The organism is Nodularia sp. LEGE 04288, from assembly GCF_963896525.1.
Classification (GTDB): domain Bacteria; phylum Cyanobacteriota; class Cyanobacteriia; order Cyanobacteriales; family Nostocaceae; genus Nodularia.
This window is the reverse complement of record NZ_CAWQOY010000159.1, coordinates 1-26,100: the sequence shown is the minus strand read 5'-3', so window position 1 is coordinate 26,100 and position 26,100 is coordinate 1. Positions and strand designations below refer to the sequence as shown.

The window sequence follows — 26,100 nt, the reverse complement described above, 5'->3', positions numbered from 1 at the left end:
ACCCCCAATTATGGGGGAACAAGAATTTTCAAAGTCCCCCATTTTACCCCCAAACTTGGGGGTCACGGGGGCAGGGGATTTAGGGGGCAAAACAGGCTCAAACGCAGACAGGCAGGACTTGTGTGTAGATTGTAGGTGACTTAGGGAAGGTGCTGCGAAGGAATTGAATTTAGGCAAAATGACAGAAGCTGTTACGAAACCATCTCTGGTAATTCCTCAACTAATTGTCGGGTTAGGAAATCCAGAGCCGAAGTACGACCAAACACGCCATAATATTGGCTTTGCTGCTATAGATGCACTCTCTCGTTCTTGGCATATACCTTTAGGGGAAAATCGCAAGTTTCAGGGGGAGTATGGTGAGGGGATAGCACGAGGTAGCCATAAAATCCGCTTACTGAAACCTTTGACTTATATGAATCGCTCTGGACAGTCAATTCAAGCGGTGACTAGTTGGTATAAATTGCCGCCGGAGTCTGTGTTGGTGATTTATGACGATATGGATTTACCTTTAGGTAAGACTCGTTTACGCTTGTCTGGTTCGGCTGGGGGACACAATGGCATGAAGAGTGCGATCGCTCATCTTAACACCCAAAACTTCCCCCGTTTACGAATCGGCATTGGTAAACCCAATGATGGCGATAACTCCGAATCTATCTCTCATGTTTTAGGAAGATTTTCTGCTGCTGAAACTCAACTGATATCTGTCTTACTTCAGTTTGTGGTTGAGTGTGTAGAATTTAGCCTCAAACAGGGAGTAGAAAAGGCCATGAATCGTTGTAATAGCCGTACTGTCGAAGTTCCTTCATAAGTTATATGTATCGTTAAACTAATATACCCTCACCTCTGCATCAGGGTGGGGGTATATCATTGAATTTTAATAAAAATATCAAGCAAGGTGTTATTGCTTATTCAAGGTTCTGCCCTCAAGCAACACCAGTACTAACCCAAATAGGTTGATTAAAAACGTCGATTGCGTCTAGCTAATACCAGCTTCCGCTTGCGCTTTTCTAAAGGCGTTTCAAAGTGCCGATGGAATTTGACATCAGCTAATATACCAGCTTTCGAGACCTGGCGTTTAAACCGACGCAAAGCTGAATCTATGCCTTCATTTTCTCCTAGAAAGACCTGGGTCATTCTTGCCGTATCCTCATAATCAATATTTTCCATTGTAATTTTAGCCTCAAATTTAGCCAAACATCAGCAGCTAAAGTCAGTCTCAGAGGCGGTTTATGGATTTAAAGTGCTTTCAAGGTTCGTAGTCAGGACTTTAGTCCTCTCTATCTCCGGTTTACCTGAAAATACTTATATAGCAATTCCCATTCAAGTGAGGTACAAGCAGTAATAATTAAACGCAGATGTACGCAGATATAGACGCGTTAGCGGCTTGCCGTAGGCTACGCGGATAGTTTTGTACTTGATTAGACTAGGAAATGCTATATGTGTAAATTTGTGGTTAATTACTGCTGAGGATTGATTAATGAAAAAACGTGATTGTGTAGCAAACTTTAAAAGCGGACTTTACCAGTATTTAATAATTGATATCCAGATACTAACGCGCCTAAAGCCACTAACAAATTCCACAAGCTGGTTGGTTTAAAAAATACGCGCCCGTTAAAGAAAACAAACACTAAACCAATAGCTAGCAAGAAATATCCGAAATTACCAGTTTCCCTGCGGAAGAATAACAGTGAAAAGATTCCTGAGATGATTGCTAAACCTGAGAGAGTGGCGGGAAATCGGTAGTAAAAGGAATAGTAACTGCTGACAAATATGATGTTTTGAGCAAAAAAGTAAATGCCTACCAAGAGTAGACCTAAACCTATGATTTTGATTAAAAGCCTGCTCATATTGTTTAATTATTGAGTAGATGAAGCAAATGATACACTTAATTGTATGGGAATTTTCAGCAAAATACTGAATTTCATAAAATTTAATTTTACTTAATTTAAAGTTGATTCAGTAAATATACTGTTTTCAAATTTGCATTATCTGCTATGTGTAATTGCTACTTTCACCTACTCAGTAGTCAGGACTAAAGAAAGAGCTAGTTGATAAAGTTGGCGACGGGGTAGAGATGTGATTTTGGCTAATTGACGGCTGGCTTGCGATCGCGATATTCCCTGACTCATAATGTCGAGTAATTCGGATTTTAATTGTTCTTCTGTGAGTTGGGGTAGACTGGCAGTAATTCCGGACAGAACTAGGGTATATTCGCCTTGGGGTTCACGTTGGCTGTAATGAGCGATCGCTTCGGCAATGGTTCCCCGCCAAAATTCCTCGTACAATTTAGTTAACTCTCGTGCCAGGACAATTTGGCGATCGCTTCCCCAAACTGTGGCAAAGTCTTGTAAACTGTCTCGCAAACGGTGCGGTGATTCGTAGAAAATTAACGTGCGGGGTTCTGCCTGAATCAATTCTAAGTATTCCCGGCGTTTTTGTGCTTTGGCTGGAAGAAAGCCTTCAAAAACAAACCTGTCTGTAGGTAAGCCGGCAGCACTTAAAGCCGTAATTGCGGCACTCGCCCCCGGAATAGGCACAACTGTTACACCCGCCTCAACACAAGCTTTCACCAATTCATATCCAGGATCAGAAATTCCCGGCATTCCGGCATCACTCACTAAAGCGATCGCCTGCCCATTTCCCATATACTCTAATAATTCCGGGATGCGGCTATGGCTATTGTGTTCGTGGTAACTTATCTGCGGTGTTTTAATTTGAAAATGTTGTAGTAGTTTTCCCGTGTGGCGAGTGTCTTCGGCTGCAATCAGATTTACCGTTTGCAAAATTCGCACAGCCCGAAAGGTCATATCTTCCAGGTTGCCAATTGGTGTACCGACGATGTAGAGTGTTCCTGGTTTGGGGTCAGTCTGCATGAGTGAAAAAATAAGAGCTAGGGTACACAAATGACTAATCGAAAATCTCAGCGGGGGTTATTTGTGGGTTTAATCACCTTGGATTTAATTTACCTCGCCGATTCTGCCCCTAGAAATAATCAGAAAATTGTCGCTATTGACTATACTTTAGCAGCCGGTGGACCAGCTACAAATGCGGCTGTTACCTTTAGTTATTTAGGTAATCAAACTCAAGTTTTGGGTGTGGTGGGTTCTCATCCGATGACACAACTGATTCGGGGCGATTTGGCAAATTATCAAGTGGCGATCGCTGATCTTCAACCTAATATAAGTACAGCACCACCTGTCTCTTCCATCATTATCACCCAAGGCACAGGTGAACGAGCCGTGGTTTCGATAAATGCTGCCAAAACTCAAGCCAGCAGTACATCTATCCCGCCAGATATTTTACAAGATATTGATATTATCTTAATTGATGGTCATCAGATGGCCGTTAGCCACATCATAGCCGAAAAGGCTAAAGCTAAAAATATCCCCATAGTTATTGATGGTGGTAGTTGGAAACCAGGATTTGAGCAAATTTTGCCTTTTGTTGATTATGCGCTGTGTTCGGCAAATTTCCATCCCCCTAATTGCCACACTCCAGCCGAAGTGTTTGCCTACCTAAGTGCATTTAACATTCCCCACATCGCCATTACCCAAGGGGAAAACCCCATTGCATATTTATCTTCTACTCAAATCGGGGCTGTGGATGTACCCCAAATTCAGCCAGTGGATACCCTGGGGGCGGGAGATATTTTCCACGGTGCATTCTGTAATTACATTTTACAGGCAAATTTTACTGATGCCTTAGCACAGGCTGCAAAGATTGCTGCTGACTCTTGTCAATTTTTTGGCACGCGTCGTTGGATGGAAAGTGCTGAGTAGTAGACTTAGTTAAGTAATTAAGGCCGAATTAATGAAAGATTTGCAAGAAATATTAGCGATCGCCCGTGAAGTCAGTTGGGGAGCATCAGATATACTTAAGTCTTATTACCACGGTACAGCCAAAGACTCTAATCTAGATGTGCAGTACAAACAGAATGAGCCTGTAACCGTTGCCGATGTAGCAGTGAGTCAATATATTCTGCAAAAGCTACAAGCAGCTTTAGGTCATGAAGATTTTGCCTATATCAGCGAAGAAACCTATAAATCACAACTTAGTCAAGAATCCCCTGAATGGGTGTGGATTATTGATCCTTTGGATGGTACGCGAGACTTTATTGACAAAACTGGCGACTATGCCATTCACATCGCTTTAGTCAAACAAACCCGTCCAGTTTTAGCAGTAGTTGCCGTACCGGAAACTGAAAAGTTATACTTTGCTACCAAAGGTGGGGGTACATTTGTCGAAACCCGTCATGGATTTTTCCCCATTCAAGTGTCATCAGGTAAGCCAGTCGAAGATTTAACTGTAGTTGCCAGTCGCTCTCACCGGAATGAATCTTTAGAATACTTATTACAAAACTTGCCTTGTCAAAATCACAAATCTGTTGGTAGTGTAGGGTGCAAAATTGCCGCTATCCTAGAACAACAAGCGGATATCTATATTTCTCTTTCCGGGAAATCTGCCCCTAAAGATTGGGATATCGCAGCCCCAGAACTAATTTTAACAGAAGCTGGTGGTAAATTTACTCACTTCGATGGCAGTTTGTTAGCATACAACACAGATGATATTAATCAATGGGGCGGTTTGCTGGCCAGTAATGGTGAGCATCACCAAGTCCTATGTGACACGGCAGAAAAGTTATTAGCAGAGTTCTCTGGTTAAGACTAATAGCAATTGATTAGAAAAACAAATGTCTTAATTAGTACGTATTCTAAATACTTGAATCAAATAGGCGATCGCTTGTTAATATACATATTTATGTTGGACACTGGCAGAACTAACAGCGATAAATATGTATATTCTTGTATACTCACAAAATGTGGAGGATACTATTAGTCTGCAAGTTCTGGCTCAGGATTATCACGAAAAATGTTGCGCGTTTATCATCTCTTTCTTGGTGTTATTTTATTGGCTTTAACTCCAGTCGGAGTCAAAACTATTCTCCCCCGGTTTTCGACTACAGTTGTAGAAAATCCGAGTTCTGTAGCAATCAAAACTCAAACTAAATCGCCTCAAACCACTGCTTCAAAAACTCCCAATCCCAGACAAGGAAATACTTGGAATAAAATTTTGGGAAACACACCTACCCCAAATGGCTGGGAAGTTGTCCCTTGTGAAGGAAACGACCCCCTGCTGTGTGTTTCTTCCCAAGGAAAACTTTTGGGTACAGTGGAAATCGGCGTTTACTCGGTGAAAAACAATCCCAATTTCCAAAAAAATCTCAGAGATGCGGGTATTCCACTCGATTCTCAGGTGGATTATCAAAGTCCTGAGTACCAAAACAAGTTATTGACAGCACTCAAAGCTTGGGTTGCAGATTTGAATAGTAATTTTCTCAAAGACCGTCAAAATACCGATAAAAACCAAATTGTGTTCTCAGCCTACCCACCACAACCGGCATCAGTTGGTAAACTTCAAGGAATACGCTACGGGTTTGTAGGAATCAAGCCAGAGGGTGGAGTACAAGAGCAACATCTCAGTCATGTTGCCTTCGATGGTACGGCTATCTATGTAATTACCACAGCTTTTGCTCCAGACTCGATCGCAGGTAAATTTGATCAACTGGAAAATTTAGCAATTTTTCAACCTTACTTTTGGGCGATCGCAGCTGATTTGAACTTGCCTATATAGGTATAATATCTAAAATAAATTACCCAAAAATTGTAGAGCGGGTTACGCTGCGCTAACCCACCATAAACTTCAGGATAATTGTGGGTTAAGGACTAATGTCCTCACCCACCCTACAAATTAATTGAGAATTTTATTCCTTGGAAGTCCCTGATCGAAAATAGAGCGATCGCCTTGGCTTGAGATTTTAGATGACATTTTTTTTACAGCCGCACTTATAAGTGCGGTTTTTTTGTTTGTGTTTGTATTGTTGAGCGCAAAGTGGACATCTCAAAATTATTTTGATTTAAAATTAAGTAAATTTACTACGTAAAGTAGGTTGTATTAATTTTAATGTATTAAAAAAAATTGAATTAGGAAACTTTTTCAATAAAATTACGCTTATTTTTTCAAAAAAAGTGTTCAATACTACTTAAATGGGCTAAATTGCTGCATTCAAATCTACGCTAAAGCAGTTTTCATTGAGATGGAGTACAGATTTATCCGTGTTCATCTGTAATCCATTATTTTCTGATCTACTACATTCACTTGCAAATTGCTGTAATTAAACACAATCTCAGGGAATGCTACATATTAATTGTTGAAATCAGGAGATTTAAATAATGAAAGAAGTTCTTGAATTGATTGAAAAGAGGAAGCAAGAATTTGCCCAGTTATCGTTATTTAAATTTATGCAAGATAAAAGTATAGACCCAATCCAACGACTGGCTTGGGCTCCTTGCTTAGCTCCTTTTTCAATGGGTTTTGGACAATTGAATAGATTAGATTTTCGGAAAGAACCAACTAACGATCCAATTCAGTTAATAATTAATCAACATACTTATGAAGATGATCATCACTGGCAATGGTTTCTAGAAGACCTAGAAAAACTGGGTTTGAATCATTCCATGAAGTTTAGTGCAGCTGTGAATTTTTTTTGGGGCGAAGAAACAGAAAAAACACGCCAGATATGCCATCAGATTGCACTACATACTTTTCAAGCAGAGCCTATACTTGTGCTAGCAGCAATTGAAGCCATAGAAGCCACAGCTAAGGTAGCTTTGTCGCTGACTGCACAAGTAGCAAAAGAACTCCAAGAAGATACCAAGCAAAATTACCGCTATTTTGGTCAGCATCATTTCTGTTTGGAAAGTAGTCACACCGTCGGCACAGATAATTCGCAACAGTTTGTTGCAAATTTACAACTTACAGAAGAGCAAAGAGCTAAAGCCTTTGAGTTAGTAGAAAAAGTGTTTGAGGTTTTTTCAGAAAGTATGGAAGAAATAATGGCATATGCCAAAAAATATCCGATAAAGCAAGGGTTAACAGTTTAATAAATTAAGCTGGTTGTATGGAAATTGGAATTTCAATTACGAACTCACTTCCCTCTGTTAATGTGGAATCACAGGTTAACCGACCTTTGTGTTTATCCACGATCACCTGATAACTAATAGACAATCCCAATCCCGTCCCACTACCTACGGGCTTAGTAGTGAAAAATGGGTCAAATATTTTTGGCTGTACCGTTGCTGTCATACCATAAGCGTTATCAGCAATGATAATCCTCAGCATATTTGCATCTATAAGTTTCGTAGAAATCCTAATTATGGGATTGTCTCTTGTTTTTTTGTTAATTAATGAATCTTCTAAAGCATCAATGGCATTGTTTAATATATTCATAAATACCTGATTTATTTGACTAGCAAAACAAGTAACTTTCGGAAGTTTTGCGTAATTTTTGATCACTTGAATTTCTGGGTAATCATTCCGGCGGTGGAGTCTATGAGCTAAAATCATTAAGGTGTTTTCAATCCCTTCGTGAATATCTACAGATTTCATTTCAGATTCATCGAGGCGGGAAAAGTTGCGTAAGCCCAGAATAATATTCTGTATCCGTGAACTTCCCGCCTTCATGGAGTTAAGAATTTTCGGCAAGTCTTCGGCAATAAAATCCAAGTCAATCGCTGCGGCTTTCTCTTTAACTAGATTTGAAGGGTGAGAATATTCTTGTTGATAGACAGTGAGCAAATTGAGTAAATCTTGCATATACAGATTGACATGGGCAATATTGCCATGAATAAAGTTGATGGGATTATTGATTTCATGGGCAATTCCCGCCATCATTTGCCCCAATGAAGACATTTTTTCACTTTGAATCAATTGGGTTTGGGTACTTTTTAATTTTGAGAGTGCTTGTTGCAAACTTTGATTTTTTTCGTTGATTTGCTGCGTTCTTTCCTCTACTTTTTCTTCTAATTGCTGATTCGCTTTTGCCAAACTTGTATAAAGCATGGCATTCTCTAGGGAGATGGCGGCTTGGGTGGTGAGCAGTTTCAGGACTTCGACGCGATCGCCTGTAAATGCTCCTGTGGTCAGATTATTTTCCAGATAAATAATCCCCAATAATTTACCTTGATGAATAATGGGAATACATAGCAGACTCTGAGGTTGCTGAGTGAGAATGTAGCGATCGCCTGCTAAGGATGTGACAGTTTGAGCATCATCGGTGACAAATACTTCCAGAGTGCGTTTGACGTATTTAATCAAAGGAACGGGAACATCTGCGCTCAACTCTAGGTTCATTGATGGAAAATTTGTCACCATAGTCTCAGTATTTGAACTAGAAGCAACAGCAGTGACAATTAACTGTAATTCTTCATCTTCGCTGAGAATCAAAGCAGATTTAGAGGCTCCCGCGTTTTCCATCACAACTTGCATCATCGTAGCAAGGAGTTTATCCAGCTCAATTTCCTCAGAAAGTGCTTGAGAAGCTTTGATGACAGCAGCCAAATCTAAAGAATCTGAAATACTTGTTTTAGAGTTAATAGTTGTTTGATGATTGCTAGAACTTAATATAGACTCATCAATAGAATCAGTCGTATTTTCACTCCTATGGAAGCTAGATTTGTTTAGCTGGAGTAGAGGATCTAGGAATTGGGGATAGCGTTTGACCAAATCATTAACTTTAGCTGTTGCTCCCCAGCGAATGTAGCCATAGTAAGCATCAATTAAATAAATTTGAGCAATTTTCGTTTTTCCCCATTCGAGATAAAATTTAGCTGCAAGTTCGTTAGCCAGAGCTTCTTCATTAATATACTCATGCTCGTGAGCGAGAGAAATCGCTTGATCGTATAATTCTATTGCTTGGAGATATTCACCTGTCACTCGATATCTTTCTGCTTCTACTAAATAAAACTTATGCAGATAATTCATGGGAGCATGATGTGCGAATTGCTGTAACTTTACTTGGTTATCTGCCACCTGTTGAAGTAAAATATCTGGCTCCTTTTCAACGGTTGGATATATAGCCAAAGCTGCTAGAGAATCATAAAAATAAAATATAGGTACGGTTATAAACCCGGTAGTTCCTGCTAAATATTGTTTTGCTTGAATACCATTTTGTTGAGCTTCAAGAAAGTTACCGAATAAATAACAGAGGGTGAGTTTATATAAATAGTAATAGTGCAGTCCACAAAGATCATTCGCTTTAATCAGCAGAAATAGTGATGCCTTCTCATTATATTCTTCGCCTATGAGATCATAGGCATTATCAGGATGATCTAATAAAATAAGAATTGTTTGCAAATATATTTGACAATAGCGCAATGTGGTTGCTTGCTTCAGATTTTTTAGTACATGAGTATAATTTATCAGTTCTTCTTTTATGGTTGTTAATTCCTTTCCGATAAAATATGGGTGCTGAAAAAGATCCTTTATACAGTAGCCAACAAATTCTAAATTCCCTGTTTCTAATGCAGTTTTATATACCTCTAATAAAATTGGTAAAGTTTCCTGAATGTGAGATTTTATATGAAAAATAAATCCGGCTAAAACATACAATGTCCTAGCTTTAATATTTGAGCAATTCAATTTATAAATTAATTTAAGAGCTAAATTACCAAATTGAACTGCTGCGGAAGCATTATCCTGAAATCCGTTTAAAAGAATGCCATAACAGGCATAGCAATAAGCAGACAAAGGAGCATTTCCGTACTGCATTGATAATTTAATCTGAGACAAAATAATTAGTGGAAATAATGAAGGATCTGCAATATAAGCCGCAGCACTCATACTGGAGACAATGCGAATAATTGCCAGTTGGTTTGCAGAGGTCATTAACGGCAAGTCGATCAAATCTTCAATACTTTTATCTGCAAGCAGTAATGTAGTTTCTTTAAGAGCTTTTTGAATATCACTTTCGCTCGGTGAATCGGGAAAAGTTAGACCAAAATGTTGCAATACTTGCCTGGCGATCGCGATTGCTTCCAACAATCTATTTTGTGATGCATAGGCCTGAATTTTGATTTCATAAACTTTCACTTTCTCTAGCAGGGTTTTCGTTCGTTGCAATACTATCTCTGCTAATTGCTCCATCTCCTCAAAATTGCCCCCTAAGTGTGCTACTTCTGCTGCTGTCTCAGACAAAGCCAAGGTTAGTTCATATTGTGTCTCCCAACTATTATCTGTAAGTAGTTCAAGTCCAGTATTTAAATACTTCAGCGCCGAAGGATAAGCCATTGATGCCAAAGCTTTACGTCCAGCAACTAAATTCATCTCTGCCAGCTGCTCGCGATCGCCTGGAAGATGAATTATGGGTATGGCAATATTAAATTGATTTACCAGCTCAAAAATTAAATCTTCTCTTTCCCCAATTGGGATATTTTTTAACAGCAGTTGCCCAATTTTTAAGTGAATTGACTGTTTTTCTGATTCGGGAATTAAAGCATAAGCAGCTTGTTGTACGCGGTCATGGATAAATTTATATTGAACTAATTGATTGTGACTATGGATAGATTGTCTCTCTACTAGAGTGCTGCTGTGATTATTATTATTTTTAGTGAATAAATGGTGGATTTCAGAGTCCGGTATAACTAGTCCTTGAAGTAATGCTGTCCATAAGTCTGAGGCTGTATCTACTGCTAATTTCTCATGTACAATAGACAGAATTTTCAAATTAAATTTGTTGCCTATACAGGCTGCTAGTTTGAGGACTTGCTGAGTTGGCTTTGGCAACTTCATCAGTTGAATTGACATGAATTGAACCACATCATCCGTCAGTGTTAAACTGTGAATCTTTGCTAGATTATACTGCCAACGAAGCAGTTCAAAATCAAATTCAATTAATCCATCTTGATGTAATGCTTTGAGAAATTCATGGCTAAAGAAAGGATTCCCCTTAGTTTTAGCTAATACCATTTGTGTCAGAGCGATCGCTTCATTTTTTGGACACCGCAAAGTATCAGCAATTAAATGATTTAAATCACGCTTTCTTAAAGGTGTTAATATTATAGTATTAATACTGGCTCCGCTGTCTTTCATCTCCTTGGCAACTAAATCTAATGGATGTGCCTTTGACACTTCGTTATCCCGATAAGCACCAATCATTAAGAGACTTTTTTCGTTTTCCAGGGAATTAGTCAATGCCACATTTCCTATAATTGTATTCCTATGACTAATTAATAATTTAATTAAGTTTAATGATGTTACATCTGCCCATTGCAAGTCATCTAGAAATATCACCAAAGGATGTTCTTTAGTCATGAAGACTTGGATAAATCTTGAAAATAATAAATTAAATCGATTTTCGGCAGCAGCGCCAGATAATTCTGCTACTTCCGGTTGCTTACCAATAATTAGTTCCAGTTCAGGAATTACATTAATAATGACTTGACCTTGTGTACCCAATCCTGACAAAATTTTAGTTTTCCATTCTTGAATTTGGGCATCTGTTTCCAACAGTATTTGACCGATTAAGTCCCGAAGGGCTTGGATGAATCCTAATAAGGGAATATCGCGTTGAAATTGGTCATATTTCCCTTTAATGAAGTAACTACGTTGTTGTACAATCTGTTTGTGAATCTCGTTGACTACTGCTGTTTTGCCAATACCAGAGAATCCTGCCACTAACATCATTTCTGTTGTGCCACTACTGACACGTTCAAAAGCTGCCAATAGTTGTGCTACTTCTGTTTGGCGGCCATAGAGTTTTTCCGGAATCAGGAAACGGTCAGATATATCCTTTTGTGCTAATTCAAAGGTTGTGATCTGGCCTGTCTCTTCCCAGTGCTGGCGGCATTGTTCTAAGTCATGTTTGAGTCCGTAGGAACTCTGATAACGGTCTTCGGCATTCTTTGCTATCAGTTTGCTGATGATTAAAGAAAGTATGGGCGGAATATTGGGGTTAATTTGGCTAGCTGTGGGTGGTTGTTTGGCAATGTGACAGTAGACTAACTCCATCGGGTCTGTGGTGGTGAAGGGTAACTGACCGGTGAGGAGTTCAAAAAATGTGACACCCAAGGAATAAAAGTCACTGCGGTAATCAAGACCTCGGTTCATCCGTCCTGTTTGTTCCGGGGAAATATAAGCTAATTTGCCTTCTAAGACCTTGTGATTGCTGAAAAATTGAATTTCTCTGGGTAGTAGGGTAGCAATACTGAAATCTATCAGTCTGACTTCAAGAGTGCTGGGGTGAATTAATATATTGGCGGGTTTGATATATTTATGGATGATGCGATCGCGATGTAGTCCCTCTAGAGTCGATACTATTTCTATAGCAATCTGAAAAAACTCTGTGAGCGTGATGCCATTTCCTGGTTGGTGATTTTTGCCAACTGCCCAATCTTTGAGCGATATACCGCCAAAATCTTCTATCACTAGAACATCTCTGTGTCCATAATTTTCTAAGCTTAGGGGTTTGGCTATGCCAGGAATATCCAGGTTTTTGGTGATGGTATACTGATTCCGGAACTGGGCAATTTCGGCGAATGTAGGGTTTTCGTTTCGCATCAGTTTAAGGATGACACTTTTTTGGTCTTGTTCTCTGATACCTCGATAAACTAGGGTTTGGCTACCTGAATAGATTTGCTCAGTCATGCGATATCCAGGAATAGTAAATATAGTATCAGATAATACTGACATTGCAGCGATACTCACAGGTATTGTTTCTTTTCTTTAGTATTCCCTAGATATATATGCTAATCATCAGGTTTTATGACAGAAAGATATATATTCTCATTAAGTAATTAGGAATGGGGATTTAGTTAAATATACAACCTCACCCCCAGCCCCTCTCCTTGCTTTCGCGTAGTGTCTCCCAAAGGGAGAAGGTTACCGTGTATACACGAGTCGGGAAATTGCTTTTTTCTGCCATAAGACCCCACCCCTAGCCCCGGACCGCAAGCGAGGCTACGGTGTACACAGAAGTCGGTAAATTTTCGTTTCTGCCATAAGACCCCACCCCTAGCCCCGGACCGCAAGCGAGGAGGGGAACCGGATTTACAGTGAAATTCGGTTTGTAGGGCTGGAAACCCTTTTTGGATCAGGATGTGTGTACACTGTAGGCAAGCGAGGAGGGGAACTGGATTTCCGCTTTAACCCTGTTTTTAGGGCGTAAAAGTCTTTCTGGATCAGGATATGTGTACACCGTAGCCTTGTTAAGGAGAGGGGAGACTTGAACTTAAATTTCAGCTACAGCACGGGAAATCAATCGCTGTGCCAAAGTTTGTGTCCCTGTGTGTTCATAGTAATTAGTAGCTACATCTAAGAAAGCGGCTAGATAATCTAACTTGTCATCAGTCAGTTCCACAAAACTTTGCAAATTGCTAACTACTTTTTGTGGCGTTAAATTATTTTGGGTAACTAGCCCACCCATCCAACCTTTAACTGAATCAAAACTTTCGCCAATAAAGTTTAATTTACTGCTAGCATTGTTCCCTGGAATTGCATCTTGGATACCTTGAAAAGTTGAGTTTTGTTCTAACTCCTGGGGATTCATTTGATTCAGTCCAGATAATGCCTTGTCAATGAAGTCTGGCCCTAGAGGTATTAAACCATCAACACAAACCAAAGCTACCATCCGCATCAGGGACTCACCACTATACTCACCCAAAGAAGCGACAAAATCCCCGATGCTGTCTCCGGGAATCCCATTAATTTGGCAGAAAGCTACTAATTCCACTACTAATTTCAGACACAAATCAATTGTTTGGGCTTTGTCGGCCTTGGGAGTCATGTTGCTTAAAAAACCCAATAAAGGAATTTTTTCGCCAACTTTGTTAGCCAAGGCTGCTGTACCCAGGGCTTTATCTGTTTTATCCACAGTTTGATAAAGCCACATCGCTCGTTGGTATCCTTGGGAGCGATCATTATAAAGATAAATCGCTCTTTCACCAATTTGCTGAATTAAATTTTCATCAGTTTCACCCGTCACTTTCTTAATAGTGTTGACAAAGCCTACAGTATTGTGCCACTGTCCAGGAGCCACAAAATCCAGGGCGTTCAACATGGAAATGGTCAAGCCGCTAGTTGGAAGTTCGTCAACTAACTCAAAAATTGGTTTGTTCACAAGAATATCCTTATTGAGAGTTTTTACTCAGGGTAGTCAAAGTTATTTCAATGTCGCTATACCAGCAAGATTAAATTTCTCAATCCATTGTGCGCGATCGCTTGCGGTAAATGACGGATCTTGGGATAGTACTTTTACTTGGTAACGATTATTTACCAGGACTGCTGTTTGAGTATTGCCAATTTCCCGCGCTGGATAACCAGCAATTTGTGTGGTGCTATTGGAGTAGTTTGCCGCTGTTTCTGGTGTACTGCTGGTATCAAAAACAGTTAACACCGCTAAAGTTTTGCCATCTTTTTTTAAATTGGCTAGAGCAGAACCTTTTTTCTCTTGGGTAAATACTCTCTCGTAGCCATCGCCAGCAGCAGGAAAGAATTTATTAAATTCTCCGCCTTCAGTGGCGGTTTCGACGACTGCTTGACCCCTTTTTTGTTGGGTACTTTCCTGCTGTACTTGGTCAAAACGACCTGGTGCTTCTGGAGTACAAGCGGTGGTCAGTAGTAAAACTGACAGTAACAAAGCCGGTAAAATTTTAAACACGCGAGCTAAATTCATCTTTGGCTGTTCCTGATGTTTCAACTTTGAGGAATACGGTGTGCTATCACAGCATAGAATGGATCTCCTCCGCCAGCACCTAACCACTGTAAAAAATTCGGCGCTGTGGATTTATTCACAATTACCTCTGGAACTGTAAATCCAGGTACTGAGGCGAAGTACTGCTTGACTAATTCCACCCTATTTGATTCGGAAGCGTCTCGCCAAGCTTGAATCGCTTTTTGGAAAAACATTCGGTTAGAAAAGCTAATAATTGCTACACCACCAGGTTTGAGGATACGATGAATTTCAGCAAATATAGCCTCTGGATATTGTATGTACTGTACGGAAACGCAATTCAGTACGGCATCAAAACTTTGGTCTGGTAAGGGTAGTTGAGGATGTTCATTGAGATTTTGGACAAAGTAATGATGGAAACGGGGATTTCGGGCTAATTCCTCGGCGTTGAGTCCGTGTCCCTCAATATGGGTAAATTCCATTTCTGCTGGGAGATGAGACACCCAACTGCTCATCATATCTAGGATACGTGTGTGGGGTTGGAGGCGATCGCTATATAAATCCGTTAGCTGTTGAATAAATCCTTGATCCACATGGGTGACGAAGCGGGGATAGTCGTAAAATAGCTTGTCGTCTGTATCGTCTAATTTCTGGCGTTGGTCGGGTTTGAGCATCATATAAGGTTTATATAGGCAAAGTTTTTGCCCAATTCACTGATTTTTACGTATTATTATGTATTTTAATAAATCTCCGCGCTAGAAATTAGGAGACGATCAAACAATTTGAGATTTTAGACTTTGGATTGATTTCACAGATAAATATAGGGGTTTGTACCATTAATCAACTATTGCTCAATATTAATTCAATGTTTTATAAATTTCGTTTATTCCCTTATCTCAGTTTACTCCTGTGGATACTCCCCTTATTGCTATTCAGTTCTGGGGATAATAGCCTGATGGCACATGATGAAGGGCTTTACGCTAGGCGATCGCGTGTGATGTTTGAATCCGGCGATTGGATAGCTCCTTGGGGTACTGTTCATCATAAAACTCCTGGCCCTTATTGGCTAATTGCCATTTCCTATCAGCTATTTGGGATCAGTGAAGCGAGTGTGCGACTACCGAGTATGATTATTGGGATTTTGAGCGTATTCTTAGTATATGAAATCGGCAAAATTCTGCTCAATCAAAAATTAGCTTGGCTAGCAGGGTTAATTTTAAGTGTGCAATTTCTCTGGTTGCAATATTGCCGCTTAGGGACACCAGATGTTCCGATGATATTTTTAGTATTGTTAGCTATTTTAGCTTTTCTCAAAGCTGAACTACATCCTAAATATCGCTATTTGTGGAGTTTTATTGCTGGCTTAAGTTTTGGTTTAGGCTTTTTAGTTAGAAGCTTGATGATTTTTCTGCCAATTGTGGCTTTGTTACCTTATTTAATTGGGGAACATCGCCGTCATCGTCATCTGACAAACCCTAGTTTATATTTAGGTTTTGTCGTCGGTTTAATTCCTACCTCGGTTTGGTTATGGCGGAATTGGATGCGCTATGGGAATGATAGTTATGAAGAATTATTGAGGTTTGTGGTTCAGTTGGGATCGAATGAGCGTGATGGAAATGGCATCATATTCTATTTGTGGAATGTCCCGCTCAAAGCTTTCCCCTGGTTCTTTTTGAGTCTTTTAGGCTTAATTTTGCTGATTCGTCGTCCGCTTCCGCGCTACCAATTAATATTAGTTGGTTTCCCGGTGGTGCTGTTTGCTGAACTGAGTTTTTTCTCAACTCGTCTGTCTCACTATAGCCTTTGTCTTTACCCGTTTATCGCCATGCTGGCGGCTGTGGGTTTAAGTTGGTTGGGGAAATGGGGAGATGGGGAAATCAAGAAAGTTGCTGGTAATCTCAGTTATTTCTTTGGTGGATTGGGTATTTTATTGGTGCTAGCCGGGATAGTTATTTTGATTGGGGTGGATGGTGTTGAGATTCGCCAGTATGCCACCCTGGGCTTAATTATGGGGTTTGGTTGGTTAATTTTGCCTATGGTGTGGATTGGTCGTTACCACTTTGAACACAAGTTTCTCACAGCTCGTTACTGGTGGGCGGGTTGGTTAATTCCTTGTTGGCTAGCTTTGGCTGTGGCTGGTAATTTAGGCTTATTAAGTGACTATAACCCTGATGTGAGGGTTTTTCTGCAACAACCTGCGATCGCCTCTATTTTGCAAAATCACCCCATCTATTTTCTCCAGACAGAAGGAAAAACTGCGGTATTACTGAATTTCTATACTCCAGTTCATGGTGAAAAAGTAGACTCAATTACCGAATTACCAGCTTCTAGCTATGCTTGGATTTCTACAAACCAAGCGGCGGAATTAACCACACCGCACCAAGTTATTGGTACTGTACAAAAACACCAATTAATTCAAGTTTTTTAAGCGAGGGACTGGGGACTGGGTATTTCGTAGTTTCTTTATCCCTACTCCCTACTCCCTACTCCCTACTCCCTACTCCCCCTATTTCTTCTCTTTCTTGGCATTAAATTTGGTAGAAAATACAGTAGTAAACATCATCAACATCCCGCCGATCAGAATAGCGATCGCCAATCCTCCTGTGATTAAATCCAGTAAATTGCTGTTTTCCATAGTTAATTAGTGGTTAAAAATCTACTCCACGTTTAAGTTCTACACCTTGATTGGCATAATGTTTGTGACAGTATACCTCAGAGTGAACGCTGGCTAAATCGAAGTAAGCTGGTTGTTGTTGACAGCGACCAGTGATAATGACTTCCGTATCGCGGGGTTTGCGGAGTAAGGCTTGGACTATCGGTTCCACGGGAAGTAATTCTAAATCAACTGTGGGATTGAGTTCATCGAGAATAATCGTTTTATAGAGTCCAGAGGCGATCGCAGTTTTGGCAATTTCCCATCCTCTTTCGGCTTCTACATAGTCCAATTCTTGGCGAGAATTGCGCCAAACAATCGCATCTCGACCACAACGTTGATGATCTACCACCTCTGGATATGATTGCTGTAAAGCGGCGATAGCTGCGTCTTCGGTGTAGCCACTACCACCTTTGAGCCATTGCATAATTAACACACGAGTAGAACCCGGATGATTGATTCCCCGACCAATGGCTTTTAATGCTTTGCCTAATGCACTGGTAGACTTACCTTTACCAGCACCAGTATAAATTTCAATCCCCTCCAGAAAGAGTTCTTTTGCCCTGGGATGGTCTTGGGGTTTCATTTCTGAGTGTAAATCCGCAATATCAAGTAAATCTTGCGGTGCGGCGCGTCCAGTGGCGATGATTTCTAATTCCTGGGGTTTGGATTTCAATGTCCGTACCACTTCATCCACTGGTAGCAAACCCAAGTCTAAAACCGGGTTAATTTCATCTAAAACCACAACTGAATATAAACCAGAGGCGATCGCACCTTTAGCCACATCCCAACCCCGTGTAGCTTCTTCTCGGTCAAAGGAAGTGATTTCCTCATGTCCAAAAAATTCAGCTCTCCCAGTGCGAACCTGATCAATTAAATGGGGGAAACCACGCTGCAAAGCTGCGATCGCGCCATCTTCGTCATAATCACGTTCTGGCCCTTTGAGAAACCGCAACAATAAGACGCGGCTGGAATCGCCTGGTGTATTTATTCCCAAACCAATTGAGCGCAAAACTACCCCTAAAGCCGCTTGAGACTTACCTTTACCCACTCCATCGTAGACGTGAATTTGACCTGTGAGCCGTTCAGGACGCACTTGCGCCGTGCGAATACCGATGCCGTTCCTTGTCATCTCTTGAAAAGCTATAACGTGGCAAACTCTAATTTTACCTTGAAATGCAGAAGGCTCTGATTGAAGAGGCAGGGGAGCAGGGAGCAGGGAGCAGGGGAGTTGGATGATTTTGCTGAATTCTCTTTCCTCTTCTTGGATTTACTCCTGAATAAATAAAGTTATACTGGCACACCAAGATCATTACCAACAATAAGGATGAGATAATTGCCACATCAGACCGATTATCTCGGCTATACTCGCTAACGTTAACCTTTACTTACGACACTTTATGCTTGGACTTGGAGATATCGCTATTCCTAGAATCCTGCCTGTCGGTTTAATTTTGGTGGAATTTTTGTTTTTACTAACTGCTATTCCCATAGAAGCATACGTTTTGAACAAGAGGCTGAAGTTTGACAAAAAAACTAGTATGTTTTATGCCATATCTATCAATCTTTTTTCCAGCACTATTGGTTGGATGATATTTTTTTTCCTAGAACCAATATTACCTGTAAATTTAAAATCAGAATTAATTAGTTACATATTTTTTCATAATTTCAGATCAAGCAATACACAAGCTCTGCTGATATTCACAGGTTTTATAATTTTCTTTATCACATTCTTCATGAAATTCTTTCTTTTAAGATTTTTCGTGATTTCCTTAAAAGAAGACCTGCCAAAACTATATGAGAAAACACCAGAAAATAATCGATTACAATGGCGGCGCACTAGCATTGCTCGATTGCAAAATACAAATTTAGTTACGACTATATTAATCGCCAACTCGCTGAGTTACAGTACCATTAGCATGATTATATTATTGACCCGTAAGTAGAATGAATTGAGCCATTTTCCGCAAATCTCGTCAGAAACTGTTGAATTAATCAGAGGAGTGCCGGATGCAAACATTATTTAAAGATGCTTTGGTATTTTTAAAGTTCTTTACAGGAATTTATGAGGGAATTAGAAAATTTTTACTTCCACCAAAAGCTTATTCCTGGCAGACATTTATTTATTTGAGTGCTTATTCTTGGACACTTTCATTTTTGGCTGTAGGTTATGTCAAAAGTGTAATTGCATTTTTAGGATGGTTATTTTTAATTGCTGGTACAGCCTGGTATACTACTGATGATCCTTTAAGAGTTCCTGGGACTTTTATGCCAGTGGGAGCGGTAATCACTGGATTTTTAGTTAGTGTTTTTGCCTTTGGTAATCCAGAGGATGTAATTACACCAAGAACAATTATTCTCTGGCCAACAATATCTGCAATCATTACAGCGCTGCCTGATTTTATTGAAGGTACTGATATCAAGACTACAGCAAAAATTCCTAAACCAGAAATTCGGGAAAAAATCATAGTTTTGGTAGCTAGCTGTATGCTACTCAGTTGCTGGATTCAGTTTTACTTTGTCATGGAAAATTGGTTAACACAATATCCCAGCTTACTCACAGATAATTTTGAGCGTAGTACCTTTGTTGTCAGAATGGCAGAACCGAATATAGAACTAACATTAGAACCAGAAACAGAAACACAGACAAAACCAGAAGTCCAAAAAGTCCCAGAAAATGGTGTAGCCATTCTCGATCAATTGCAAATCAGAGTAGAACAAGAATTAAATAAAACACCTTGGTCACAAGTGGAAAGATGGTTGCTAGACGCAACAAAGGAAGTAACAAACTTGGGGAATCAAATCAAAAATCAGCAATTAGGACAATATGAAGAACGAAAATTATGGCGTGTTGAACCGCGCGTGGCTAATATTAAGTCTGGATATGTATTAGATTTACTCAGTATCTGGGATGGACCTAGTTCTAATCCCAAGGGGTATTATCTGCAAAAATCTTGTCGGATTGAACCCATCGCAGTATCTACAACAACTTCTCAAGCCACTACCAGCCCAGTAGACGAGAAAAACACAGTCGCGGAAATTGAATGCGATCGCTTGAGTAAATTCATTGCGGGTGCGCCACCAGCGAGGCGGTGAGGGGAGATGTTGGGGATGTGGCGGATGTGGGAATAATTGAACTGATAATTAACTTTTAACTAAAAAACCATGAATTTTGCCAGAGTTGTTGTAATAGCTAAGAACGTATTTCAGGAAATGGTGCGCGATCGCATTCTGTATATAATCGGGTTTTATGCGCTGACACTCGCGATCGGTCTGCGCGTATTACCGGAATTTGCCGCAGCGACTGAAGATAAAATGTTTCTAGACTTTGGTCTAGCAATCATGAATGTTGTGACTTTAATTGTGGCCATTTTCGTAGGTACGGGACTGGTTAATAAAGAAATTGATAAACGGACTATTTTGGTATTAATTGCCAAACCTGTCAGCCGCAGCGAAATTATTTTTGGTAAATTCTTGGGTTTATCCACTGTGCTGGCTGTAATTGTAGCCGCCATGACCGTAATTTATTTGGGATTTTTGCAGATTGGGAATATTCCTCATTCAGTACTCAGCATTGTAATTGCGGGCGGTTTTTTAATTTTGCAGTTATCTTTAATCACCGCTGTGGCTATTACCTTCGGTGTATTTACTAGTTCTTTGTTAGCGGTAACCTTAACATTTGCAGTGTACTTAATGGGAAATATTACTCCCGATTTAGTCAATCTGGGTCGTCTCAGCAAGAGTCCTGTGATTGAACGCATCACTCAAGGCTTGTACCTGATTTTGCCAGATTTATCGCGATTAGATTTCAAAAATGATGCAGTTTATGGCTTACGAGCCTTACCTGATGCCACTGCACTGACTAGCAATGTAGTCTATGGCTTATGTTACAGTTTCATGCTGTTGGCGATCGCTAATGTTGTCTTCTCGCGACGTGAGTTTTGATCAACTAGTCATTGGTCATTGTTTACAGCACGTTCCCTGTGGACAGGGTATTTCCAGAACAAATGACAAATGACTAAGGGAACACCAAAAAATAAATTACCCAAAAATTGTAGGGTGGGTTAGCGCAGCGTAACCCACCAGAAACTTAAGGATAATGCTGGTTTACAGACTAATTGGGATTTTATTCCTTAGAAGTCCCTAATGACAAATGACAAATGACAAATGACTAATGACTAATGAATTGGCGTTAGAGAAGCTTACGCAGCGAGTGCGAGTGTTTTAGATTGCAGTCTAATCCAAAATCTAAAATCTAAAATCTAAAATTGATTGACTAATGACTAATAATCATCTCAGGGGCGCGAATTGTACCATCAGGCATAATAGTGTCCCGCAACTTAGCATAACTGATTTTTGTTTCCCAAAGATTCGCCGCAGTCAAGTTAGCCTGAGTTAAATTTGTCGATGTCAGGTCTGCATTAGTGAAGTTGACCTGAGTTAAATTAGCTTCTACCAAGGTAGCTCCACATAGCTTTGCTCCTGTGAGATTGGCTCTAAATAAGTTAGCCTCATTCAAGGATGCTTCAATTAATGTAGCATCGCTCAGGTCAGCTTCAGTTAAATCTGCATCACATAAAGAAGCTCCCCAAAGGTTAGTATGGCTGCATTGCGTCCGTCGTAAGCTGGAACCACACAAATTCGCATAGCTTAAATCAGCCTGATATAAATTAGCTGACGACAAATCAGCCTGAGATAAATTAGCTCTACACAAATTAGCTTGGATTAAATTTGCCCCATTGAGTTTAGTATCAGTCAGGTTAGAACCAGACAAATTCGCCCCAGTTAAGTCTGCTCTCATCAAGTTAACACCGCTTAAATCAACAGCGCTCAAGTCAATTCCGCTGAAGTCACATCCACTGAAATCTCGACGCTGACAAAATTTATCTTTGATTTGGCTTAATATTAATTCCTGTTTGTCAGCATAATTTTTCATGGTATTCACCTCAAATGTCAATATTCACAAAGGTTAGTTTTCTGAGTTGTCAGCCAGGAAGTATTCAGAATTGATCACGTTGTGGGTGATATTTACTGTATATCGAGAATACACCTCAAAAACCAATAACCTGCATTAAAATCCTCTAATAAATTGGGAAAAAATTAGTCATGAGCCGAAAATACGCTGATTAACTCCTTTGGCAAACCAAAAATGAACAAACAAGTCAGGAAAAATTGATAATGTAAAAAAATATCATGGTTAAAAATTAATCGCTAATTGACTGTACAGGTTTGATCACACACTAAAATATTGTGGATGACAATATTGATGATGAGTAATCAATATTTGCGATTACCAAAAAATTATTTAACAACACCTATCCTGGGGGGGATTTATTTACTGTACTGGTTAGATTACAAAATAACGCATATTTCTTTAGGCAAAATGTGTAAAAATTAAGTTAAAACATCTGCTAATTCCGAAAAACAAAATTTCGCCGCGGAATTAACCCCTAATTCTTTCCAAAATAGTTTCTCTGAGTTCATGTATAGCAAACAAGATGCAAGATCAAAAAAATATTGATGATCACTTGGCTGACCAGGAATTATACGATGCGCCAGATAGCAATGCAAAAATTGGTACTGTGGAAGAAGGGATGATACTTCAGTTGGCGGATGGAAGTATGCCAGTTTGTAATCATATGGCTGAACGGATTCTGGGACTGACAGCAGAGGAAATACATGGATGGAATTCCCCGGAATCTTCCTGGCGATTTGTTCACCAAAACGGAACGCCCTTGACTGAGGTAACTCATCCAGCAATGGTGGCGCTGCGTACAGGTCAGCCCTGCTGGAATTTTGTTGTTGGTTTAGATAAACCAAATACAGATTTGATCTGGTTGTTGATGAACTCGCAGCCTTTATTTCTGGCTCAGGAAACTTCTGCCTATGCAGTTGTATATACCTTTTCTGAGATTACTCAGCAACAAGCAGAGGGAATTAAAAGAGATATAGTTACCCAAGACATTAGCCAGAATCAAAAATTAAACACGGCTCAGAAAACTGCTGATGTTGAGATGGCAAGGCAATTGTCAGAAAATGAACCCAAGTTTACAAAATTGTTGGACTCTAATATTATTGGCATTGTTTTAGCAGATTTTGAAAAAATTATAGAAGCTAATGATATTTTTCTCCAAATGGTGGGTTATACCCGTGAGGATTTGCTCACAACCGGAATTAGCTGGCGACAAATAACGCCTCTGGAATATCAGCATTTGGACGAGAACGCCTTGCAAGAATTGCTGCCATTTGGCACTTTTACTCCTTTTGAAAAGCAATATATCCGTAAAGATGGGAGTCTGATTCCCATTTTGATTGGTGGGGCGATTTTGCAGCAGTCACCGCCTAATTGTGTCTGTTTTGTGATGGATTTAAGCGATCGCCAAAAAACCCAAAACTCACTGAGGGATGTGATCCAAAGACTAACTTTCCATGAAGAAAATTCACCTTTGGGAGTAATTGAGTGGGATGATGAATTTCGCATATCTCGCTGGTCACCAGCCGCCGAAAAACTTTTTGGTTGGTCAGCTAAAGAAGTGATGGGCAAAAAGTTTGACGATTGGCAGTTTGTCTTTGAGGAAGATATAGAGATAGTCCAGGACGTATTTAGCAGGTCATTTAACTGTAAAGAAACTCAGGTGATTGCCCGCAACCGCAACTATACTAAGAATGGCTCTGTGGTTCATTGTGAATGGTACAACTCAGTTTTATGTGATGAATCAGGCAAGTTGATTTCTGTGCTATCTCAGGTGCTAGATGTAACTGAACGCAAACAAGTAGAAGCGGCATTACGGGAAAGTGAAGCACTATTTCGTCAGATGGCAGATACCTCTCCGACTCTGATTTGGATGTCTGACACTAGCAGCCTTTGTTGCTACTTTAATCAGCCTTGGCTGGAGTTTACAGGACGAACAATGGAACAAGAAATGGGACAAGGTTGGGCAAAAGGAGTACATCCAGAAGATTCACAGCGCTGTTTTGAAACTTATATTAATGCGTTTAACGCCCGTCAAGAGTTCAGAATGGAATATCGGCTAAAACACTGTGACGGCAAGTATCGGTGGATTTTAGATATAGGGATTCCACGTTTCACCTCAGAAGGTATTTTTCTCGGTTACATTGGCTCATGTATTGACATTAGCGATCGCAAACAAGTCGAAGTCGAACGAGAAAGAATGCTGGCGCGATCGCAGGAATACACTAGACAACTCAACGGTTTGATGGAAGCTGCATTGGCAATCAATTCCGCACTTTCTATGGAAGAAGTCATCCGCATAATTACTGAACAAGCTCGTGAGATTATTGGCGCACACCAAGGATTTACCACCATGACTATTGATGACGAGTGTGCCAACTTGATCAGTTGGGCTTCATTCTCAGATAAGTATGCGGCATGGCGAGATCAACATCAACATCTCGATGGCTTAGGCATTGATGCCAGTATCCGCCTGATCAATCGTTCTGTGCGGATGACTCAAACTGAACTCGAAGCCCATCCCCAATGGCAAAAGTTTAGTAAGCAAATAGACAACCGTCCACCAATGCGTGGGTGCTTGGCTGCGCCTTTAATTGGACGAAATTATCACAATATGGGGCTAATTCAGTTATCAGATAAATATCAGGATGAATTTACTAAAGAAGACGAAGCCATTATTGTGCAGTTAGCGCAAATGGCATCAATCGCCATTGAAAACACTCGATTGTATGAAGCCGAACAGCAAGCCCGCACCCAAGCCGAAGAAGCCAACTGCATCAAAGATGAGTTTTTGGCTGTGCTTTCCCACGAATTACGCTCTCCCCTAAATCCCATTTTGGGTTGGTCTAAGCTTCTCCAAAGTCGCAAATTTGATGAAAAGAAAACAGTGACAGCCCTAGCCACTATTGAGCGCAACGCCCGGTTACAAGCCCAATTAATTGAAGACTTACTAGATGTCTCGCGGATTCTTCAGGGTAAACTGACGTTAAATGTGGATCAAGTGGATTTGGAATGGACAATTTCGGTGGCAATGGAAACAGTACGTTTAGCAGCAGAAGCTAAATCTATCCAGTTGAAATTTTTGTCTGACACTGATTCTACAGCTTTGGTCATGGGTGACCCCAACCGCTTACAGCAAGTTTTCTGGAATCTGCTTTCCAATGCTGTCAAATTCACTCCCCCAGGTGGGCGAGTCCAAATTTGCCTAGAAAGTATTGATGATAATATTCAGATTCAAGTCATGGATACAGGGAAAGGAATTGACCCTAAGTTTTTATCTCATGTATTTGATTACTTCCGGCAAGCAGATAGCGCCACTACCAGAAAGTTTGGCGGGTTGGGACTGGGGCTAGCAATTGTGCGACAATTAGTAGAACTCCACGGGGGGAGAGTGTTTGCCGACAGTGCGGGAGAAGGAGAAGGGGCGACTTTTACAGTGCAATTACCAGCTTCGCAAACACAATTAATCACAGCCGACAGCCACAGTGAGGGAGAAATGGACTCTAGCTTGGGCAATCTTGAAGGAATTAAAATCCTAGTTGTAGATGATGACCTGGATTCGCGAGACTTTATTTGCTTTGTTCTCGAAGAAGAAGGCGCAGAAGTTATATCAGTGTCATCGGCTATTGAAGCACTCCAAACCCTGCCAGACTCAAAGGCAGATGTCCTATTGAGTGATATTGGAATGCCGGAAATGGACGGTTATATGCTGATGCGTCAAGTTAGAACTTGGACATCAGAACAAGGGGGAAAGACACCTGCGATCGCTCTCACGGCCTATGCGGGAGAATATAATCAACAGCAAGCAATGTCAGCCGGCTTTCAGATGCACGTCACCAAGCCAGCCGAACCTTCTCAATTAGTTGCAGCCGTAGCTAGACTAGCTGGGAAAACAGTCATTAGTCATTAGTCATTAGTCATATTAGTCATTAATCATTGGGAAATAACTATCATCCCCTCTGCACCCTGCAC

The 26,100-nt window shown here is 40.3% G+C and carries 20 protein-coding genes; 10 read left to right on the top strand and 10 right to left on the bottom strand.

Annotated elements, in window-relative coordinates:
- The first annotated feature begins 178 nt into the window (after positions 1-178).
- Positions 179-808 carry an aminoacyl-tRNA hydrolase gene (gene pth, locus AACX33_RS23150; RefSeq protein WP_193998073.1) on the top strand — a complete coding sequence of 210 codons (630 nt, stop codon included), beginning with the start codon at positions 179-181 and terminating at the stop codon, positions 806-808.
- Between the two features lie 149 nt (positions 809-957).
- Here the strand turns inward: pth and rpsU are convergent, their stop codons facing one another.
- The 3 genes from rpsU to rsmI form a co-directional block, all read right to left on the bottom strand.
- A complete protein-coding gene (gene rpsU / locus AACX33_RS23145; protein ID WP_193998074.1) occupies positions 958-1,134 on the bottom strand; it encodes a 30S ribosomal protein S21 in 177 nt (58 codons plus the stop codon).
- Between the two features lie 371 nt (positions 1,135-1,505).
- Positions 1,506-1,847, bottom strand: coding sequence for a hypothetical protein (locus AACX33_RS23140; RefSeq protein ID WP_193998075.1), 342 nt, complete (start codon positions 1,845-1,847; stop codon positions 1,506-1,508).
- 168 nt (positions 1,848-2,015) lie between these two features.
- On the bottom strand, positions 2,016-2,873 hold the full coding sequence (rsmI, locus tag AACX33_RS23135; RefSeq protein WP_193998076.1) for a 16S rRNA (cytidine(1402)-2'-O)-methyltransferase: 858 nt from the start codon (positions 2,871-2,873) through the stop codon (positions 2,016-2,018).
- A 30-nt stretch (positions 2,874-2,903) separates the two neighbouring features.
- On the opposite strand from rsmI, the gene AACX33_RS23130 reads away from it, so the two are divergent.
- The 4 genes from AACX33_RS23130 (at position 2,904) to AACX33_RS23115 (ending at position 6,941) form a co-directional block, all read left to right on the top strand.
- Complete coding sequence (locus AACX33_RS23130) at positions 2,904-3,779, top strand: sugar kinase (RefSeq protein ID WP_193998077.1); 876 nt, start codon at positions 2,904-2,906, stop codon at positions 3,777-3,779.
- A gap of 31 nt (positions 3,780-3,810) precedes the next feature.
- Positions 3,811-4,662: a 3'(2'),5'-bisphosphate nucleotidase CysQ family protein gene (locus AACX33_RS23125; RefSeq protein WP_193998078.1), complete on the top strand. Its 852-nt coding sequence runs from the start codon at positions 3,811-3,813 to the stop codon at positions 4,660-4,662.
- A 207-nt stretch (positions 4,663-4,869) separates the two neighbouring features.
- Positions 4,870-5,631 carry a hypothetical protein gene (locus tag AACX33_RS23120; protein ID WP_193998079.1) on the top strand — a complete coding sequence of 254 codons (762 nt, stop codon included), beginning with the start codon at positions 4,870-4,872 and terminating at the stop codon, positions 5,629-5,631.
- A gap of 599 nt (positions 5,632-6,230) precedes the next feature.
- Positions 6,231-6,941 carry a hypothetical protein gene (locus AACX33_RS23115; protein WP_193998080.1) on the top strand — a complete coding sequence of 237 codons (711 nt, stop codon included), beginning with the start codon at positions 6,231-6,233 and terminating at the stop codon, positions 6,939-6,941.
- 4 nt (positions 6,942-6,945) lie between these two features.
- Here AACX33_RS23115 and AACX33_RS23110 read toward each other — a convergent pair whose 3' ends face one another.
- The 4 genes from AACX33_RS23110 to AACX33_RS23095 all read right to left on the bottom strand — a co-directional run bounded on the left by AACX33_RS23110 (position 6,946) and on the right by AACX33_RS23095 (position 15,180).
- A complete protein-coding gene (locus tag AACX33_RS23110) occupies positions 6,946-12,525 on the bottom strand; it encodes an ATP-binding sensor histidine kinase (protein WP_193998081.1) in 5,580 nt (1,859 codons plus the stop codon).
- 538 nt (positions 12,526-13,063) lie between these two features.
- Complete coding sequence (locus AACX33_RS23105; RefSeq protein ID WP_193998082.1) at positions 13,064-13,951, bottom strand: hypothetical protein; 888 nt, start codon at positions 13,949-13,951, stop codon at positions 13,064-13,066.
- Between the two features lie 42 nt (positions 13,952-13,993).
- A complete protein-coding gene (locus tag AACX33_RS23100) occupies positions 13,994-14,506 on the bottom strand; it encodes a hypothetical protein (RefSeq protein ID WP_193998083.1) in 513 nt (170 codons plus the stop codon).
- A gap of 20 nt (positions 14,507-14,526) precedes the next feature.
- A complete protein-coding gene (locus AACX33_RS23095; RefSeq protein ID WP_193998084.1) occupies positions 14,527-15,180 on the bottom strand; it encodes a class I SAM-dependent methyltransferase in 654 nt (217 codons plus the stop codon).
- Between the two features lie 188 nt (positions 15,181-15,368).
- Between AACX33_RS23095 and AACX33_RS23090 the strand changes: the two genes are divergently transcribed.
- Positions 15,369-16,931 (top strand): ArnT family glycosyltransferase, encoded by a 1,563-nt coding sequence (locus tag AACX33_RS23090; protein ID WP_193998085.1) that lies wholly within the window; start codon positions 15,369-15,371, stop codon positions 16,929-16,931.
- 78 nt (positions 16,932-17,009) lie between these two features.
- Here the strand turns inward: AACX33_RS23090 and AACX33_RS23085 are convergent, their stop codons facing one another.
- The gene (locus AACX33_RS23085; protein WP_265338672.1) at positions 17,010-17,138 is read right to left on the bottom strand and encodes a hypothetical protein; all 129 of its coding nucleotides are present in this window, start codon (positions 17,136-17,138) and stop codon (positions 17,010-17,012) included.
- 13 nt (positions 17,139-17,151) lie between these two features.
- Entirely contained in the window at positions 17,152-18,288 is a 1,137-nt protein-coding gene (locus AACX33_RS23080) for a cob(I)yrinic acid a,c-diamide adenosyltransferase (protein WP_193998086.1), read from the bottom strand.
- A 268-nt stretch (positions 18,289-18,556) separates the two neighbouring features.
- On the opposite strand from AACX33_RS23080, the gene fraC reads away from it, so the two are divergent.
- From fraC to AACX33_RS23065, 3 genes are all read left to right on the top strand, one after another.
- Complete coding sequence (gene fraC, locus AACX33_RS23075) at positions 18,557-19,102, top strand: filament integrity protein FraC (protein WP_193998087.1); 546 nt, start codon at positions 18,557-18,559, stop codon at positions 19,100-19,102.
- 64 nt (positions 19,103-19,166) lie between these two features.
- Positions 19,167-20,252: a septal junction protein FraD gene (gene fraD / locus AACX33_RS23070; protein WP_193998088.1), complete on the top strand. Its 1,086-nt coding sequence runs from the start codon at positions 19,167-19,169 to the stop codon at positions 20,250-20,252.
- A gap of 69 nt (positions 20,253-20,321) precedes the next feature.
- A complete protein-coding gene (locus AACX33_RS23065) occupies positions 20,322-21,101 on the top strand; it encodes an ABC transporter permease (protein ID WP_193998089.1) in 780 nt (259 codons plus the stop codon).
- A gap of 331 nt (positions 21,102-21,432) precedes the next feature.
- Here the strand turns inward: AACX33_RS23065 and AACX33_RS23060 are convergent, their stop codons facing one another.
- A complete protein-coding gene (locus AACX33_RS23060; RefSeq protein ID WP_193998090.1) occupies positions 21,433-22,092 on the bottom strand; it encodes a pentapeptide repeat-containing protein in 660 nt (219 codons plus the stop codon).
- A gap of 562 nt (positions 22,093-22,654) precedes the next feature.
- On the opposite strand from AACX33_RS23060, the gene AACX33_RS23055 reads away from it, so the two are divergent.
- A complete protein-coding gene (locus AACX33_RS23055; RefSeq protein ID WP_193998091.1) occupies positions 22,655-26,038 on the top strand; it encodes a PAS domain S-box protein in 3,384 nt (1,127 codons plus the stop codon).
- Positions 26,039-26,100: the final 62 nt, after the last annotated feature.

Bases quoted from the DNA above. Each gene is read 5' to 3' on its own strand.
- pth (WP_193998073.1), top strand. From the start codon at position 179: ATGACAGAAGCTGTTACGAAACCATCTCTGGTAATTCCTCAACTAATT.
- rpsU (WP_193998074.1), bottom strand. From the start codon at position 1,134: ATGACCCAGGTCTTTCTAGGAGAAAATGAAGGCATAGATTCAGCTTTG.
- AACX33_RS23140 (WP_193998075.1), bottom strand. From the start codon at position 1,847: ATGAGCAGGCTTTTAATCAAAATCATAGGTTTAGGTCTACTCTTGGTA.
- rsmI (WP_193998076.1), bottom strand. From the start codon at position 2,873: ATGCAGACTGACCCCAAACCAGGAACACTCTACATCGTCGGTACACCA.
- AACX33_RS23130 (WP_193998077.1), top strand. From the start codon at position 2,904: ATGACTAATCGAAAATCTCAGCGGGGGTTATTTGTGGGTTTAATCACC.
- AACX33_RS23125 (WP_193998078.1), top strand. From the start codon at position 3,811: ATGAAAGATTTGCAAGAAATATTAGCGATCGCCCGTGAAGTCAGTTGG.
- AACX33_RS23120 (WP_193998079.1), top strand. From the start codon at position 4,870: ATGTTGCGCGTTTATCATCTCTTTCTTGGTGTTATTTTATTGGCTTTA.
- AACX33_RS23115 (WP_193998080.1), top strand. From the start codon at position 6,231: ATGAAAGAAGTTCTTGAATTGATTGAAAAGAGGAAGCAAGAATTTGCC.
- AACX33_RS23110 (WP_193998081.1), bottom strand. From the start codon at position 12,525: ATGTCAGTATTATCTGATACTATATTTACTATTCCTGGATATCGCATG.
- AACX33_RS23100 (WP_193998083.1), bottom strand. From the start codon at position 14,506: ATGAATTTAGCTCGCGTGTTTAAAATTTTACCGGCTTTGTTACTGTCA.
- AACX33_RS23095 (WP_193998084.1), bottom strand. From the start codon at position 15,180: ATGATGCTCAAACCCGACCAACGCCAGAAATTAGACGATACAGACGAC.
- AACX33_RS23090 (WP_193998085.1), top strand. From the start codon at position 15,369: ATGTTTTATAAATTTCGTTTATTCCCTTATCTCAGTTTACTCCTGTGG.
- AACX33_RS23085 (WP_265338672.1), bottom strand. From the start codon at position 17,138: ATGGAAAACAGCAATTTACTGGATTTAATCACAGGAGGATTGGCGATC.
- AACX33_RS23080 (WP_193998086.1), bottom strand. From the start codon at position 18,288: ATGACAAGGAACGGCATCGGTATTCGCACGGCGCAAGTGCGTCCTGAA.
- fraC (WP_193998087.1), top strand. From the start codon at position 18,557: ATGCTTGGACTTGGAGATATCGCTATTCCTAGAATCCTGCCTGTCGGT.
- fraD (WP_193998088.1), top strand. From the start codon at position 19,167: ATGCAAACATTATTTAAAGATGCTTTGGTATTTTTAAAGTTCTTTACA.
- AACX33_RS23065 (WP_193998089.1), top strand. From the start codon at position 20,322: ATGAATTTTGCCAGAGTTGTTGTAATAGCTAAGAACGTATTTCAGGAA.
- AACX33_RS23060 (WP_193998090.1), bottom strand. From the start codon at position 22,092: ATGAAAAATTATGCTGACAAACAGGAATTAATATTAAGCCAAATCAAA.
- AACX33_RS23055 (WP_193998091.1), top strand. From the start codon at position 22,655: ATGCAAGATCAAAAAAATATTGATGATCACTTGGCTGACCAGGAATTA.